The 14,615-nt window shown below is 68.7% G+C and carries 16 protein-coding genes; 10 read left to right on the top strand and 6 right to left on the bottom strand.

Annotated features, from left to right (window positions below):
* Positions 1-70 precede the first annotated feature (70 nt).
* Both E1294_RS06545 and E1294_RS57050 read right to left on the bottom strand, forming a co-directional pair.
* Complete coding sequence (locus tag E1294_RS06545) at positions 71-1,255, bottom strand: PucR family transcriptional regulator (RefSeq protein WP_132505734.1); 1,185 nt, start codon at positions 1,253-1,255, stop codon at positions 71-73.
* A 361-nt stretch (positions 1,256-1,616) separates the two neighbouring features.
* The gene (locus tag E1294_RS57050; protein ID WP_281284378.1) at positions 1,617-1,748 is read right to left on the bottom strand and encodes a hypothetical protein; all 132 of its coding nucleotides are present in this window, start codon (positions 1,746-1,748) and stop codon (positions 1,617-1,619) included.
* Between the two features lie 103 nt (positions 1,749-1,851).
* On the opposite strand from E1294_RS57050, the gene E1294_RS54370 reads away from it, so the two are divergent.
* The 5 genes from E1294_RS54370 to E1294_RS06520 all read left to right on the top strand — a co-directional run bounded on the left by E1294_RS54370 (position 1,852) and on the right by E1294_RS06520 (position 6,506).
* The gene (locus tag E1294_RS54370) at positions 1,852-2,145 is read left to right on the top strand and encodes a hypothetical protein (protein WP_220447599.1); all 294 of its coding nucleotides are present in this window, start codon (positions 1,852-1,854) and stop codon (positions 2,143-2,145) included.
* Between the two features lie 656 nt (positions 2,146-2,801).
* On the top strand, positions 2,802-3,623 hold the full coding sequence (locus E1294_RS06535) for an FCD domain-containing protein (protein WP_132505731.1): 822 nt from the start codon (positions 2,802-2,804) through the stop codon (positions 3,621-3,623).
* A complete protein-coding gene (locus E1294_RS06530; RefSeq protein WP_132505728.1) occupies positions 3,610-4,344 on the top strand; it encodes an amino acid ABC transporter ATP-binding protein in 735 nt (244 codons plus the stop codon). The genes E1294_RS06535 and E1294_RS06530 overlap by 14 nt, the downstream gene beginning before the upstream one ends.
* Positions 4,345-4,374: 30 nt before the next feature.
* Positions 4,375-5,574, top strand: coding sequence for an arginase family protein (locus E1294_RS06525; protein WP_132505725.1), 1,200 nt, complete (start codon positions 4,375-4,377; stop codon positions 5,572-5,574).
* Positions 5,575-5,690: 116 nt separating this feature from the next.
* The gene (locus E1294_RS06520) at positions 5,691-6,506 is read left to right on the top strand and encodes a class I SAM-dependent methyltransferase (protein WP_132505722.1); all 816 of its coding nucleotides are present in this window, start codon (positions 5,691-5,693) and stop codon (positions 6,504-6,506) included.
* A gap of 19 nt (positions 6,507-6,525) precedes the next feature.
* Here the strand turns inward: E1294_RS06520 and E1294_RS06515 are convergent, their stop codons facing one another.
* Entirely contained in the window at positions 6,526-7,377 is an 852-nt protein-coding gene (locus tag E1294_RS06515) for a helix-turn-helix transcriptional regulator (protein ID WP_132505719.1), read from the bottom strand.
* 86 nt (positions 7,378-7,463) lie between these two features.
* Here E1294_RS06515 and E1294_RS06510 point away from each other — a divergent pair, with 86 nt between their 5' ends.
* Positions 7,464-8,249, top strand: coding sequence for an SDR family NAD(P)-dependent oxidoreductase (locus tag E1294_RS06510; protein WP_132505716.1), 786 nt, complete (start codon positions 7,464-7,466; stop codon positions 8,247-8,249).
* Positions 8,250-8,294: 45 nt separating this feature from the next.
* Here E1294_RS06510 and E1294_RS06505 read toward each other — a convergent pair whose 3' ends face one another.
* The gene (locus E1294_RS06505; protein WP_132505713.1) at positions 8,295-9,290 is read right to left on the bottom strand and encodes an aldo/keto reductase; all 996 of its coding nucleotides are present in this window, start codon (positions 9,288-9,290) and stop codon (positions 8,295-8,297) included.
* 130 nt (positions 9,291-9,420) lie between these two features.
* On the opposite strand from E1294_RS06505, the gene E1294_RS06500 reads away from it, so the two are divergent.
* Positions 9,421-10,281, top strand: a complete 861-nt coding sequence (locus E1294_RS06500; RefSeq protein ID WP_132505710.1) for a helix-turn-helix transcriptional regulator — start codon at positions 9,421-9,423, stop codon at positions 10,279-10,281.
* Positions 10,282-10,325: 44 nt separating this feature from the next.
* Positions 10,326-10,805: a hypothetical protein gene (locus E1294_RS06495; protein ID WP_132505707.1), complete on the top strand. Its 480-nt coding sequence runs from the start codon at positions 10,326-10,328 to the stop codon at positions 10,803-10,805.
* A 116-nt stretch (positions 10,806-10,921) separates the two neighbouring features.
* Here the strand turns inward: E1294_RS06495 and E1294_RS06490 are convergent, their stop codons facing one another.
* Entirely contained in the window at positions 10,922-11,509 is a 588-nt protein-coding gene (locus E1294_RS06490) for a TetR/AcrR family transcriptional regulator (protein ID WP_132505704.1), read from the bottom strand.
* A gap of 87 nt (positions 11,510-11,596) precedes the next feature.
* Between E1294_RS06490 and E1294_RS06485 the strand changes: the two genes are divergently transcribed.
* The gene (locus E1294_RS06485) at positions 11,597-12,400 is read left to right on the top strand and encodes an enoyl-CoA hydratase/isomerase family protein (protein WP_132505701.1); all 804 of its coding nucleotides are present in this window, start codon (positions 11,597-11,599) and stop codon (positions 12,398-12,400) included.
* Between the two features lie 238 nt (positions 12,401-12,638).
* Here the strand turns inward: E1294_RS06485 and E1294_RS06480 are convergent, their stop codons facing one another.
* A complete protein-coding gene (locus tag E1294_RS06480; protein WP_132505698.1) occupies positions 12,639-13,583 on the bottom strand; it encodes a LysR family transcriptional regulator in 945 nt (314 codons plus the stop codon).
* A 53-nt stretch (positions 13,584-13,636) separates the two neighbouring features.
* Here E1294_RS06480 and E1294_RS06475 point away from each other — a divergent pair, with 53 nt between their 5' ends.
* A complete protein-coding gene (locus E1294_RS06475) occupies positions 13,637-13,996 on the top strand; it encodes a hypothetical protein (RefSeq protein WP_132505695.1) in 360 nt (119 codons plus the stop codon).
* Positions 13,997-14,615: the final 619 nt, after the last annotated feature.

The raw sequence follows: 14,615 nt of genomic DNA, 5'->3' as shown, positions 1-14,615 counted from the left end.
CCCGCAAATCTCCGCCGCGGCGGCCGGGGGACGGTTGTCACTGATGTCAAAGGAGTCAGGCACGGGAACATCAGGCCAGGCCGTGCTCGGTCCACGCGCCTGCCAGCAGCCGGGTGACGGTGGTGCTCAGCACCCGTACGCCGTGCGTGGAGCCCGGCTCGATCCCCACCAGCTCCCGCACCCGCCGCAGCCGATAGTCCAGGGTGCGCGGATGGATGTGCAGGGATTCGGCCGTACGCAGGCGGTTCATGTCGTTGCGGTAGTAGGCGTCCAGCGTGGGCACCAGTTCTGGCCCGTCGCCGAGCCGCTGTGCCGTCTCCCGTAACCACTGGTCCACCTGGGGCGTCTCCACAGCGCCCAGCTCCGCGAACACGTCGGCCACCCCGTACGACCGGTGCGGCACCTGCTCGATCGGCGCCACCCGGCTGACCTTCCGCGCCAGCGCGGCCGCCTGGACGAGCGCGCGACGGCGCCCGTGGGCGGTGCCGACCGAGCACGGGCGTCCCACGACCTCCGCGACCGCCTGCGCCAGCGCCAGTCCCGACCTCTCCGCCGCCGCCCGGTGCTCCGGTCGTGTCCCGTGATACGGCACGAGCGCCACGAATTCGTCCGGTTCCTGCCACCCGAACGGCACGCGGTGCCGCTGCAGCAGGGTGCACACGACCTCCTCCCGGCACTCCTTCGGCGGCGCCGTGGCGACCCGGACCACCGTGACCAGGTAGTGCTCGGCCACCGGCACCCCGAGGCTGCCGGCCAGCTCGCCGGCCATGGGGTCGTCGTGCAGCACCATGGTGGCCAGCAGGTGGACGCGCGAGGCGGTCGGCAGGAAACGCTCATATCCCCGGAAATAGCCGCGGGTGTAGACCGCCTGCGCCGCTGCGCCCTGCCGGGCCAGCCAGTCGATCATGCGCATCGTGTCGGTCAGATCGCCGGGTCCGGCCGCCTCGGAGATCTCTCGCATGGTGAAGGCCGCGTGCAGCGCGAGCGCGCCGCGCTGGCAGCCCGGAGCCACACCCTGCATACCGCGCTGCTCGCCGACCGACTCGATGAAGGCCAGGTCGCTCTCCAGCAGCGGCTCGCCGGAGGCGGCCAGCTCGGCCGTCCGTTGCCGTACGACGACCGCGAACTCCATCATCGACGCCCGCGCTCTCGGCTCGATCGCCTGGAAACCGGCGAGCTCGCCGACGCAGGCGTCCACCACTCTCCTCGCATTGTCGTCGACCCGGTTTTTGAGCATGCCGAAGAGGTCACCCATGAATTCTCCCCGTGACGTCGTTGGTCGTGTCTCCCTGAAACGCGCGTCCGGTATTCGTCGGCCGGGTGCTTTCGTATCAGCGGATTTTCCGGAAAGCGGCGCTTGGCCAGGTGGGGAAGGTGGGCATCTGCATTATGGGCCGTGAGCGCGGTGAAAGTTTCATTCGGCCGGCGATTCGTGATGACCGAAATCGTAACGGACGATCACGAGGCGGATGCATTCCGCCCCGGCGCTCAGGCGGGTCCGGCAAACTATTCGATTGTTTGCCGCATTAAGGATTTTCCACGGATCTAACCCGCTGTGGTGAGGCGGCTTACCACCGTTTCACCCGACAGGCAGGCCGCCACCGTCCCACCGGAGATCACAGATGCCCCTCCAGCAGCCCCTCTCCTGCCGCGCGTTCGTCGCACGCGCCGAAGCGGATTCCGCCGTGGTCGGCCTCGTCCTCAAGGGCTCGCGCGCCAGGATCGCTCGACCGGCTCGACGGAGGCATCGCCCGGATCCTGGCGGCCAAAGCACGGCTCGACGCCGATGAAGCATTCCGCGCCTGCGGCGGATGGCTCGACGCCTATGCCAACTCGTTCTACCGCTCCGTCATGAACGACCGCGACGGACATTCGCTCGCCACCCGCCTTGACGCCGCCGACAGCATCCGGTTCCTGCTGGAACTGCTCTTCGCCATGGATCGCCGCCCCCGGCCCTACAACAAGTACCTGGAATGGGAGCTCACCCGACACCCACTGCCGGGCTGGGACACCGATATGGTGCTGGACGCTGTCGACCGCATCTCGGGAACGGGCGACGTACGTCTGCAGCGGCGGATCTTCGCCCGGGTCGAAGCGGGCGGCCCGGCGCGCCGGGCACGGCGCGGTGCTGGACGCATGGGGTGAGGACCTCGACCTGATGCGACCGTCCTCCACGCCGCCCGGTGAGAACACGTCATGGGCTTGCGGCGGGGCATTTCTGACTTCGCCCGGGACCGCAGTGAATTCGACGTAGGGACGTTCTCAAGGGGGCATCGAGAAACGCGCCCAACTCCTCGGAGGACATGTCACAGATATCGCGTTGCGCTGGGACGTCGCTGGGCTCGCTCACGCGATAGGAGGTGATGATCTCGGTTGTCCGTCGCGCGAAAGCGTCGGGTTCTGGGCTCAGCTTGATGGAGTGCCTGCCCTTACGGACTCCCTGTCCACCGAACGGATCCCGATCACCGTCCCCGCTTGCACGTCAGGCAGGTAACCGCCGCCGGACGCCATCACGGAACGGAGCCGGGCCGGGCATTCCAGCGGGTGCGGACGCGCCTCGCGCTGCTGCGAGCGGCGAACTCGTCGATGGGGATTCGTCCGAGGCTGACGTGCTCTCTCCGTGGCCTTCGCTCGTGTCACTTCTCGGTCGTAACACGGACTTAACCAAACTGCGGCGCTTCTGTAACCCATGACGGACGTCCGTCACATTTGACTGAGCTGCAACACAGGCAAATTATAACAAAACTGTCATAACGGGCATATTTGACAGCTCTTGGCAGCCCGCCGGTGGGAGTGATGTGGTGAAGGTGGAGGAACGCTCGGCTGACGCCATCCTCGAGGTGCTCGCAGGAGCGCCGGAACCGTTGGGCGCGCGACAAGTGTTGCAGGCGCTCAGGCAGGGCACTGACCTGGGGATCAGCGAGGCCACGGTCGCCCGGCGGCTGCGGCTGCTGGACCGGCGCGGGTTCACCGTGGCCGCGGGCACCAAGGGCCGGATGCTCACCTCGTCCGGCCGCCAGCATGTCGCCGCCGTGCTGCGCGGGCGCACCACCGCGACCCGGTTCCTGGAGGGTACGCAGGTACGTACCTCTGAAGGACTGATCAACCTGCTGCGTGCGCGGCGGACGGTGGAGCCCGAGGTGGCCAGGGAGGCGGCGCTCGGCCAGGACAACGTCGCCTCGGCGGAGGCGCTCACCCGGCTGGTCGAGCGGCACGACAGGCATTTCGCCGACGTCCACGAAGTGCCGCGGGACATCGCGCTGACCTTCCATCGCCGGGTGGCCAGGTGTACCCGCAATCCCATCGTGAAGGCCATGCTCGACGTCGTTCTCGATCCGGCGCTCGACCGCCTGGAGGCGGCCCTGGACGTCGTGCTCGACTCGCACCGTTCCGGTGACGTCACGGTGGTCGAGCACCAGCGGATCGCGGACGCGATCGCCGCGGGCCGGGCGGACGCGGCCGAGGAGGCGATGCGCGCTCATATGGATCGATTGCTGGACGAGGCCGGCCGCTTCCTCACCGAGGAGACCGCGCCCATTGTCGAGCGTCTGCTCGCCTGGGGCATGCCCGGACCTACCGGACACGACACGCGCGGAGGGCCTGAGCCGGATGCCGATCATTGAGTTCACCGGCGTACAGAAGTCGTACGGCGACCTTGAGGTGCTGAACGGCATCGACCTGTCGGTCGCCGAGGGTGAAGTGGTGGTCCTGCTCGGCCCGTCGGGATCGGGCAAGAGCACGCTGCTGCGCTGCATCAACGCCCTGGAGGACGTCTCCGGCGGCACGATCGTGGTCAACGGCCGCGATCCGCACAGCAAGGCCACGAACCTGAACGAGCTGCGGAGCGGAGTGGGCTTCGTCTTCCAGCACTTCAACCTCTACCCGCACATGACGGTGGCGCAGAACATCATGCTCGCCCCTGTCAGGGTGAAGAAGGTCTCCAAGGACGTGGCCCGCCGCCGGGCGATGGAACTGCTGGAACGGGTGGGGATGACGGAGAAGGCGGACAGCCTGCCCACGCAGCTTTCCGGCGGGCAGCAGCAGCGGGTGGCCATCGCCCGCGCGCTGGCCATGGACCCCGCGATCATGCTGTTCGACGAGCCGACCAGCGCCCTGGACCCCGAGATGATCCAGGAGGTCCTGGAGGTCATGGTCGATCTGGCCGGCAGCGGGATGACCATGGTCGTGGTCACGCACGAGATGGGTTTCGCGCGCAAGGTGGCCGACCGGGTCGTGTTCATGGACGGCGGGCGTGTCGTGGAGAGCGCCGCGCCCGACGACTTCTTCGCCAGACCGTCGACCGAGAGGGCCCAGGAGTTTCTGCGCCGGGTCTCACATATCTGACAAAGAGGTGTCTGTACGGATGAAGGGGTCGTGTGCCTGGCGCTCGCGCTGCTCCTGCTCACCGCCTGCGGTGACCGCCCGAGGGCGGGGCTTTCCCCGGTGGCAGGGACCAAGGGCGGGACCGGAGTCAACTCGATGGAGAAGATCAGGAAACGTGGGGAGATCGTGTTCGGGGTCAAGTTCGACACCCCGCCGTTCGGGTCGATCGGCCAGGGCAGGACCGAGCCGGAAGGCTTCGAGATCGACCTCGTCACGGAGGTCGCCAAGCGGCTGACGGTAAGGCCGAAGTTCGTTGAGGTCAACCCGAAGAACCGGGTGGCCAACCTGGACAGCGGGAAGATCGACGTGATCACCGCGACCATGATCGCGACTCGGGCGCGGGACAAGGCGATCGACTTCTCCGAGCCGTACTTCGAGGACGACCAGCGCCTGATGGTGCGCGGCGACTCCGAGATAGCTAGGTCCGGATATTTCGACATCGAGGAGGACAGGCGCTACCTCGAGTACGAAACCGCGAACCAGCGGATCGTGGACTGCGGCGACGTCGACATCATCTACTCCAACCCCGAGCAGACCTTCAAGAACATCACCCACAGCACCGCCCAGATCCTGGAAGCCGGGGCCGTTCCCATCGTCCTCGGCGGCGAGCACTCGGTCACCTACGGCGTGGTGCGGGCCTACGAGGAGCCGATCTGCGTCGTCCACTTCGACGCCCACCTCGATTACCGGCCCTTCATCCACGGGGCCCAGCACGGGAACGGCAGCCCCATGCTCAAGATCGGGAAGCTGCCGAACGTCGAGAAGATCGTCCAGATCGGCAGCCGTGGCATGCGCGCCGCCCAGGACGACCTCGCCGAGAGCCGCGCCAACGGCAACGACGTGTTCACCATGAAGGGCTTCAGGAAGGCCGGCGTCGACCACGTGCTCACGACGCTGCCCAAGGGCAGGAAGGTGTACATCAGCGTCGACATCGACGTGCTCGACATGCCGCTCGTGCCCGGATGCGCCTCCGCCGAGGCGGACGGCATGTCCTACGAGGAGCTCCGCCAGACGATCTTCGCGATCGTCCGTGAGCACGAGCTCGTCGGCTTCGACGTCGTGGAGATCAACCCGATGCTGGACGTGGCCTCCAACGTCACCTCACAGCTCGGCGCCCAGTTGGCCATCGAAACCATGGCCCGCGCCGTCGAGAACCCCGGCTACCTGCATCGCAAGGGCCGCCTGTCCTGACACCTGGTTCCGCGCGGGGACATGACCGGCGCCACGATCACGTCCCCGGCGGCGACCTCGTGGAGGACGACCCCAACGCCCCGGCGACGCCGCCGGACAGGCGTAGCGTGACGTACATGCAAAAAGTGCATCTGCGCGGTGAGAAGGCGACGATGCTCGCCACTCTGTACGGCCGGGCCGTCGATGCCGCATCCCCCGCCCCCATCCTGGGCGACACGATGGCGCTCGAAGCGGTACGCGCCATCGACACCGACTTCACCAGGGTCGGCATGAAGCGCGGCGACGCCGTGACCGTCGCCATGCGCGCCAAACACCTGGACGACTGGACGCGCGACTTCCTCGCCGGACACCCGGTGGCGATCGTGCTGCACCTGGGATGCGGCATGGACACCCGGGTCCACCGCGTCGATCCCGGGCCGGGCGTGCACTGGTACGACGTGGACTTCCCCGAGGTCATCGACCTGCGCGAGCGCCTCTACCCGGCACGCGACCACCACACCGTGATCCCCTCGTCGGTCACGGACCTGACCTGGCTCGATCGGGTGGAGGGCGATCTTCCCGTACTGGTCGTCGCCGAGGGCCTGACCATGTACCTCAAGGAAGGAGAAGGCCACGCGTTGTTCCGCGCGATCATCGACCGGTTTCCCACCGGCAGCTTCGTCTTCGACGCGTTCAGCAGGCGCGGCATCAAATGGCAGAAGATCAACCGGGTGGTCCGGCTCGCCGGCGCGACCCTGCACTGGGGGGTGGACAGCCGCGCCGATCTTGAGGCCATCGATCCCCGGTTACGCGCCGTCACCGAGCTGAGCGCCTTCGACCTGCCGGGATACGAGAAGCTCAAGCCCGGTTACCGTGCGCTGGTCGCGGTGGCGAGGTGGCTGCCCTTCATACGCCGGATGGCCGTCTTCCACCGCCTGGACTTTCCCGCGTGAGAGGCAGGCCCGGGTGCCGCTACCCCAGGTAATGACGAGCCTCGGCTCCGAGCACGTTCAGAAGAGCCAGAGCTTCGGCGCCAGAGGATCCTGGCGGCGCGCTGTAGATCACGAGGTGCTGGTCGCGGTCCGTGAGCGTGAGCGAGTCGCAGTCGACGGTGACCTCCCCGACGACCGGGTGACGGAAGGTCTTCGTGAGCGTCGGCGCAGCCTGCACGTCGTGCCGTTCCCAGAGCCGGGCGAACTCGGGGCTGCCGTCGCGGAGCTCGTCGACGAGGCCGGTCACCGCGGGGTCGGACGGGTATCGGGCGAGGGCCTGCCGGAGCCGCATGACGACGTTGTGCCGGAACTCCGCGGCGTCGGAGATCCCGTACAGCGTCGCATCGGCGCGCGCCGACCCGAGGAATGCCCGGCGTGCGAGATTGCGCTCCTCCGGGGCGAGCTCAGCGAAGTCCTCCATGAGCGCGGCCGCGAGGTCGTTCCACGCGAGCACCTCTAACGTGGCGGACGTCACGAAGGCGGCCGTCTGCGGCAGCCGCTCGAGGAGCGTGAGGATGCTCGGGCGGACGTCGCGCCGGTGCAGGCCGGCACGGCTCGGCGCAGTGCCCGCGAGCACGTGGAGGTGATCGGACTCGGCGTCCGTGAGCCGCAGCGCGCCTCCGATCCCGGCGAGCACCTCGCCCGACGGGCGCGGCGCCCTGCCCTGCTCGAGCCGTACGTAATACTCCGTGGAGATGTGCGCGAGAACCGCCACCTCCTCGCGGCGAAGACCCGGTGTCCGGCGTCGCGAGCCTGAGGGCAGGCCGACGTCCTCCGGCCGGAGCCGCTCGCGACGGCTGCGGAGGAACGCCCCGAGTTCCTGCTTGTCCATACCTCTAGTCTGCACGCTGGGCGGCGACGGATCCTGGTACCGCCCGTGCCTGTATCCGGCCCGGAGGCCGGCCCGACTCTGGAGGCATGACGTCCGACAATGACTTCGCTCCCATGGGCCTGCTCACCGGCAAGGTCGTGTTCATCACCGGCGCCAGCCGCGGCATCGGCGCGGCCGGCGCCCGGCTCTTCGCACGGGAGGGCGCCGCCGTCGTGCTCGCCGCCCGCGGCACCGACGCCCTCGACCGCGTCGTCACCGAGATCCGCGCCGGCGGAGGCGTGGCCGACGCCGTCGCCCTGGACCTCGCCGACCGCGCGAGCATCCGCGCCGCCGTCGACCGCGTCGAAGAGCTGCACGGACGGCTCGACGGCGCGTTCAACAACGGCGCGGCCATCCAGCATCGGCCCGGCCCGCTCGACACCACGGCCGACGAGGACATCGACGAGCAGTTCGCCGTGAACTTCCGCGCGCACTGGACCGCCATGAACGCCGAGGCCGCACTCATGCGACGCAACGGCGGTGGGGCGATCGTCAACACCTCGAGCATCGGCAGCCGCCGCGCGAACCCTGCTCTCCCCGCGTACGGCGCCATGAAGCGCGCGCTCAACAGCATCACCGAGACCGCCGCGGTGAGCTGGGCCCGTGACGCCATCCGGGTGAACGGCATCACCCCCGGCGGCACCACCACGGAGATGATGGAGGCGTGGGAGGCGGCGACCCCCGGCGTCATCGAGCGAGCCAAAGCCTCGATCCCGCTCGGCCGGATGGCCGAGCCTCGCGAGGTCGCCGAGGTGGCCGCGTGGCTGCTCAGCGACCGGGCCTCGATGGTGACCGGCGCGATCGTGCCGGTGGACGGCGGCGCCGGCGCCTGAAAAGGGAGAGCCCGCGCCGCGGCGGGTCCCGCCGGAGAGCCGGGCTCAGTTGCCCACGCCGAGGCTGGACATGAACGCGGACGGGTATCTGTCGCCGCGGGCCGCGTTCGGTGGCACCGCCTTCTCGATCTCCGCGAGGTCGTCCGCGGTGAGGTTCAGGTCCATCGCGGGCAGCGCCTCCGCCAGTCGCTCGCGGGTGCGAGCGCCGACCAGCGGCAAGATGTCCTCGCCCCGCGCGGCCACCCAGGCGATGGCCAGCTGGGCGACGGTGCAGCCTTTCGCCTCGGCGACCCGGCGCAGGGCATCCACGAGGGCGAGGTTGTGTTCCACGTTCTCGCCGGAGAACCGCGGGCTGAAGCCGCGGGTGTCGCCGGGGCCGGCGCGGTGGCCGGCGGGCCAGTGCCCGGAGATGAGGCCGCGGCCGAGGACGCCATAGGCGGTCAGGCCGACGCCGAGCTCCCGCAGTGTGGGCAGGACCTCCGCCTCCACCGCGCGGGAGATCAGTGAGTACTCGATCTGCAGGTCGGCGATCGGGTGCACGGCGTGCGCCCGGCGGATCGTCGCCGCGTCGACCTCCGACAGGCCGATGTGCCGCACGTATCCGGCGTCGACCATCTCCTTGATCGCGCCCACCGTCTCCTCGATCGGTACCGCCGGGTCCAGCCGGGCGGGACGGTAGATGTCGATGTGGTCGGTGCCCAGCCGGGTCAGCGAGTAGGCCAGGAAGTTCTTCACCGCCTCGGGACGGCTGTCATGCCCGCCGAACTCGGGGCCCGGCCCCCGCAGCATGCCGAACTTGACGCTCAACTGGTAGCTGTCGCGATCCCGGCCGCGCAGCGCCTCGGCGAGCAGCAACTCGTTGTGGCCCATGGCGTAGAAGTCGCCGGTGTCGATCAGTGTGACGCCGCTCTCCAGCGCGGCGTGCACGGTGGCGATGCTCTCCGTGCGGTCGGCCGCGCCGTAGGCGCCCGACATTCCCATCGCACCCAGGCCCAGCGCGGAAACGGCCGGTCCGGTGCGGCCCAGGATTCGTCGCTGCATCACGTACTCCCTCGTTGTCGGTGTCGTCCTCCCCACCATGGGCCAGGGCCGGGACGCGCGAAAGCGGAGCGTTCATCATGGGATAGCCGCTCCCTGGCCCGGCTGACGGGCCGCGAGGGAGGATGAAGATATGCAACGTGACCAGCTCGCCGACTTCCTTCGCCGCCGCCGCGAGGCGATCCGTCCGGCAGAGGTGGGCCTCGCCGACAACCCCCGCCGCCGCACCGCCGGCCTGCGCCGGGAAGAGGTGGCGATGCTCGCCGGCATGTCGGTGGACTATGTCGTACGCCTCGAGCAGGGCCGCAGCAGTCAGCCGTCGACCCAGCTGCTCGGCGCGCTGGCCCGGGCGTTGCGCCTGTCCGACGACGAGCGCGACCATCTGTTCCACCTGGCCGGCCACCGGCCCCCGCCCGCCGACGGGGTGGCCCGCCTGGCCCGCGCCGGCATGATACGCATGCTCGACCTGCTCGGCGACACCCCGGCCATGGTGCTGTCCGACCTGGGCGAGGTCCTCGCCCAGAACCGGGCGGCCGTCCTGCTCACGGGCGACCACACCGGCTTCTCCGGCGACCGGCGCTACGTCGTATACCGCTGGTTCACCGAGCCCGCCGCCCGCGCCGTCTCCCCGCCCGAGGAGCAGGAGCACCAGGCCCGTCAGCTTGTGGCCGACCTGCGTGCGGCCGCCGGCCGCCGGTCCGGCGACCCTGCGCTCGACGGGCTCGTCGAGCGTTTGCGGGCCGCGAGCGCCGACTTCCGCCGGCTCTGGGCCGAGCACGAGGTGGCGGTCCGGCGCGCCGACCGCAAGACCGTGCTGCATCCGAGGGTGGGCAGGCTGACCATGGACTGCGAGACCCTGGTCGCTCCCGATCAGGGGCAGCAGCTGCTGGTGCTCACCCCGGCGGACGCGGAAACGCGTGAGCGGCTGGAGCTGCTGCGGGTGCTCGGCATCGAGGAGTTCCCCACGGGGGCAACGGGCACGCCCGTACGGTGAAATGATCGGATGTACGTTTGCATCCTGCCGATCAAGGTGCGGCCATGATCACCGACCCAATGATCACCCGGATCGGGCAGGGGGTGGAGCTGCACCACCACCAAGGCCAGCGTGAGGCCGCTCGCGACCTGTTCGCACAGATCTGGGACGGCATCGGCGGCGAGCAAGGCGACCCGCTGCACATCTGCGTCCTCGCCCACGCGATGGCCGACGTGCGAGACGACGTGCACCAGGAGTTGGTGTGGGACCAGCGAGCACTTGCCGCCGCCGATCTGATCACCGATGAGCGGGTGGCGCAAGCCGGGGTGACGCTTTCGGTGGCCGGCCTGTACCCGTCGTTGCACCTCAACCTGTGCGAGTGCTACCGCAAGCTGGGCGATCTCGACCACGCCCGCGAGCACCTCCAGCAGGCCCAGGCCACGATCGGCGCGCTCGGCGACGACGAGTACGCGCAGCTCATCAAGAGCGGCCTGGAGCGGATGACCGAACAGTTGGATGCGGGTGATTCCCCGTTGCCCGCTTAGCCGCTCGCCACATGTGCCGGAGACAGTCGCCAAAGAACCCAACGGATCGTCCGGCCAGGGACGAAGTGGAACCTGTGGAGGGTGGAACTCCCTTCGTCTGAGGTGACGCCGGTCGGTCATCGCCGGGCGGCCGGGCGGAGGAGCGGCATGACGACGTCGTCAATGATCTCGGTGACGGTGCCGGCCGGTAGCGGCCCGCGTGACATCAGGTACTCATTGCGTAGCAGGTCGATGGGCAGCCTGACGATGCGTGCGCACGGCGGGCCGGGCTCGATCTGGCCGCGGTCGGCCGCGCGCCGCAAGATCACTCGAGTGATGTCGTGCACGCCCGCTCCCATCACATAGGCCCGCATCTCCTCGAACAAGGCGGGATCGTCTTGGGTGTCAGTGATGAGGCCGCTGATGAGGTCCCTGGGCAGCAGGTCGAACACCTGCCGGATCCGCCCCAGCAATGCGACCAGGTCGTCACGCACATCACCGGTGTCCGGCACCTCGACCGTGGCGGCGAAGCGTTTCAGAGCTGCGAGGAAGAGCTCCGGCTGGCTCTTCCAGCGCCGGTACAGGACGTGCTTGCTGGTGCCCGCCCGCCTGGCGATGCCGTTCATGGTGGCCTTGGCGTAGCCGGCCTCCCGCAGTTCGTTCCAGGCCGCCTCGACGATGGCCTCTTCCAGGGTGGACCCCCTGCGCCGCTTCGCTTGTTCCATGACCCGCCTCACTGGGAACCGTGAGTTCCTTATACTATACTGGCGTATAAGGACCCAACGGTTCCTTATCGTCTAGAGAGAGTGGACATGGACACGCACGCCTACATCACCATGCGCTTCGAACGGACAGGACAGCTCCTGACCGTCTTCTTCCGCGACCCAGCCGAGGTGAACGCCCAGGACCTTGCCATCCACGAGGAAGTCGGTCGCCTCTTCCACGACTTGCGTGAAGAGCGCGAGGCCCGGGCGGTCGTCCTGACCGGCTCCGGGCACGCTTTCTTCACCGGTCTGAAGGACCCGGTCGGCTCCCTGCTGTGGCAGCGCGAGCAGGGATTGCCGGTGATCGACGCCGGCCGGCAGGTGGCCCGGCGGATCGTCTGGGACCTGCTGGACGTCGAGATTCCGATCGTCGCCGCGCTCAACGGCGACGCGACCGGCCTCGGGGCGACCATCGCGCTGTTCTGCGACGCGATCTTCATGGCGGACACGGCGACCATCGCGGATCCGCACGTGCGGATCGGCGTCGTCGCAGGCGACGGCGGCGCGGCCATATGGCCGATGGCCATGGGACCCGCCCTGGCCAAGCGCTATCTGCTCACTGGCGATCCTGTCACCGCGTCGGAGGCCGCCCATTTGGGCATCGTCACGCACGTGTGTTCCGCCGGCGAGGCGCTGCCCGCGGCGACGGCGTTCGCCCAGCGCCTGGCCGCTGGCGCGCCGCTCGCCGTGCGCTACACCAAGATGGCCGTCAACCGGCTGCTCAAAGACGCGATGGCCGGGGCAATCGAGCAGGGCCTCGCCCACGAGTTGCTGACGTTCACGAGTGAAGACATGGTCGAGGCGCTCACCGCCGCACGCGACGGCCGGACGCCCACCTTCCACGGCAGGTAGCCTGGCGGCCGTTCTCAGTGGCTGAGGCGGGCGAGCGCCCTGGTCCCAGGTCGACGATCGCTTGAGGTGGGCGGGCAGCGTCGCCATGGTCTCCATCAGCGAATCGTCAACGACGACGATTTCCTCGATCCCGTCCCAGCCTGGTGCGGCACCCCTTCACAGGACAGAGATGGCCTTCTCACCTCGGGGCCTCACGTACGAGTACGGGCAGGTGCGGGAAGTAGCACGGTTTCGGCACTCACAGGCGACCGGTGGGAGGCGTGCGCGCAACCCCGGGACCTGCCCCGAAATCCGCTGAGCCACTGCCCGTGAGATGGATCCGCGCGGCCTTGAGGAATGGCGCGAGCAGGCCGTTGTTGTCGCCTGCGCGAGTGGCGAGGACAACCTGGCTCGGCTCCGCACCCTCCAAGGGGATGCTGGTGACGTCGGGATGAAGGGTCTCGGCGCGCAGGCCGGCCGAGACGATGGCCACGGCCTGCCGGGCCGCGATGAGTTCGAACTTCTCCTCAGGAGCCTCGACGAGCGGGCCGTCGGGCGCGCGACTGCCGTCTGGCCGCGGGTCGATCCGCCAGTAGGCGTTCCAGGCCGCGTCGGGCAGACGGGGCAGGGCTTCGTCGCCGATGTCGTCGAGGGTGACGTGCTCCTTGCCGGCCAAGCGATGATCGCGGGCAACGAGCAGGACCCGCGGCTCGTCGTAGAGGACCGTCACGTGGAGCCCGTCGTCGCGGAGCGGCAGCCTGCACACCGCCGCGTCCACCCGGCGCTCCAGTAGCGCGGCGCGTGGTTCGTTCCAGGCCAACTGCACGACGCGTACGTCGGCGTCGGGATGCTGGTGGCGCAGCTCACGCACCGCGGGCACGACGGGCACGTTCAGGGTGTGCCCGATCATGATCTTGCTGGGATGGGCCGCGGCGCGGGTGGCGGCGGCCGCTTGAGCCGATGATCGCAGCAGCGCCTTGGCGCGGGGCAGGAAGACCTCGCCTGCCTCGGTCAGCCGGGTGCCGTGTGGGGTGCGGTCCAGCAGGCGGGCGCCAAGTTGCCGCTCCAGGCCGCGGATCTGGCGGCTCAAGAAGGGCTGGGTGATGTGGAGCGCTTCGGCGGCGCGGCCGAAGTGCCGGTGCTCGGCGACGACCGTGAAATAGCGCACCAGGCGGAGGTCCAGATCCGGCGCCAACTCGGACATGATTGCAGCATAGCTCCGCGGTTGACCTCGGGTGATGCCTCAAACGTATGAGGATGCGGCACAAGCTTTGGACTGCGCGCCCCGACGTTCTGACGATGGGGATACCCAATCCGCAGGAGTCTTCGTGCGTGGTCGGCCAGCCGCTGCAGATCAACGGTGTCCTGGATCTCGCCGGCCAGGTTCCCCAACCGGGCACCACATTGCGGGTGAATCGCGAGGTGATCAGCCCGGACGGTTCGGTCGTCACCCCTTTGCCCGCGGTGACGCCTGCCAGTGACGGGTCGTTCGACTTCACCGACACGCCTGCAGTGCCGGGCAGGTATCTGTACGACGTCACATTCAGCGGCGACAGCGCCTTCTACCCGACGGACGGTCTGACCCGTTACATCATCGTCGAAGCGGCATCCGGGTAACCGCCGCTCTTTGTCGCACCCCGCCGTCGCCGCGTGCACGCCCCGCCCACGGCGACAGCGGGTCCGGCCATCAAAGGGCGCTTCTCGGGCCCGATAGGCGGGGTTCCCACGTGTCAGGACCTACTTCGCCAGGTGCCGGCTGATCGCCAGTCGTTGGATCTTGTTCGTCCCCTCGAAGATCTGGGTGATCTCCGATACCTTCCATGTCCACCTGCGGAAACCTGTCGATCAGGAGCCTGACCAGGAGTTACTGTTGCAGCTGGCTCTCGTCGTTTCTCGCTGTTTTCGGCCATCCGACGGAACAGTGACGGAACAGGGCAGGAGGTTGCTCATGGCGATCCCGAGGAGGGGTTCGCGGCTCATCAGCGTCGATGGCACCGTATTCCGCTGGCGCGTCCGTCGTAAGCCCGCATATTGCCAAGGGAACAGCTGGGGCCCAATGACGTTCACGGTGGAACTGGCCGACGCGTCGGGTCGCGCCCTTCTGGTGTCGGTTGCGTCCACAGGAGTGGTGTACGAGTTTGGCCTGATCACAGGCGTGGCGTCGTGAAATGAAGACGGCCATCGAGTGATCCTTCGAGTAGCTAGATCAAGATCGAAGGAGAACCAGTCGATGGCC

This window comes from Nonomuraea diastatica (genome assembly GCF_004349015.1).
Taxonomy (GTDB): domain Bacteria; phylum Actinomycetota; class Actinomycetes; order Streptosporangiales; family Streptosporangiaceae; genus Nonomuraea; species Nonomuraea diastatica.
Note: the sequence above shows the minus strand (reverse complement) of the source record. Positions and strands in the feature narration are given on the sequence as shown.

Bases quoted from the DNA above. Each gene is read 5' to 3' on its own strand.
- E1294_RS06545 (WP_132505734.1), bottom strand. From the start codon at position 1,255: ATGGGTGACCTCTTCGGCATGCTCAAAAACCGGGTCGACGACAATGCG.
- E1294_RS57050 (WP_281284378.1), bottom strand. From the start codon at position 1,748: ATGCCTCCGTCGAGCCGGTCGAGCGATCCTGGCGCGCGAGCCCTTGAG.
- E1294_RS54370 (WP_220447599.1), top strand. From the start codon at position 1,852: ATGAACGACCGCGACGGACATTCGCTCGCCACCCGCCTTGACGCCGCC.
- E1294_RS06530 (WP_132505728.1), top strand. From the start codon at position 3,610: ATGCCGATCATTGAGTTCACCGGCGTACAGAAGTCGTACGGCGACCTT.
- E1294_RS06520 (WP_132505722.1), top strand. From the start codon at position 5,691: ATGCAAAAAGTGCATCTGCGCGGTGAGAAGGCGACGATGCTCGCCACT.
- E1294_RS06515 (WP_132505719.1), bottom strand. From the start codon at position 7,377: ATGGACAAGCAGGAACTCGGGGCGTTCCTCCGCAGCCGTCGCGAGCGG.
- E1294_RS06510 (WP_132505716.1), top strand. From the start codon at position 7,464: ATGACGTCCGACAATGACTTCGCTCCCATGGGCCTGCTCACCGGCAAG.
- E1294_RS06505 (WP_132505713.1), bottom strand. From the start codon at position 9,290: ATGCAGCGACGAATCCTGGGCCGCACCGGACCGGCCGTTTCCGCGCTG.
- E1294_RS06500 (WP_132505710.1), top strand. From the start codon at position 9,421: ATGCAACGTGACCAGCTCGCCGACTTCCTTCGCCGCCGCCGCGAGGCG.
- E1294_RS06495 (WP_132505707.1), top strand. From the start codon at position 10,326: ATGATCACCGACCCAATGATCACCCGGATCGGGCAGGGGGTGGAGCTG.
- E1294_RS06490 (WP_132505704.1), bottom strand. From the start codon at position 11,509: ATGGAACAAGCGAAGCGGCGCAGGGGGTCCACCCTGGAAGAGGCCATC.
- E1294_RS06485 (WP_132505701.1), top strand. From the start codon at position 11,597: ATGGACACGCACGCCTACATCACCATGCGCTTCGAACGGACAGGACAG.
- E1294_RS06480 (WP_132505698.1), bottom strand. From the start codon at position 13,583: ATGTCCGAGTTGGCGCCGGATCTGGACCTCCGCCTGGTGCGCTATTTC.
- E1294_RS06475 (WP_132505695.1), top strand. From the start codon at position 13,637: ATGCGGCACAAGCTTTGGACTGCGCGCCCCGACGTTCTGACGATGGGG.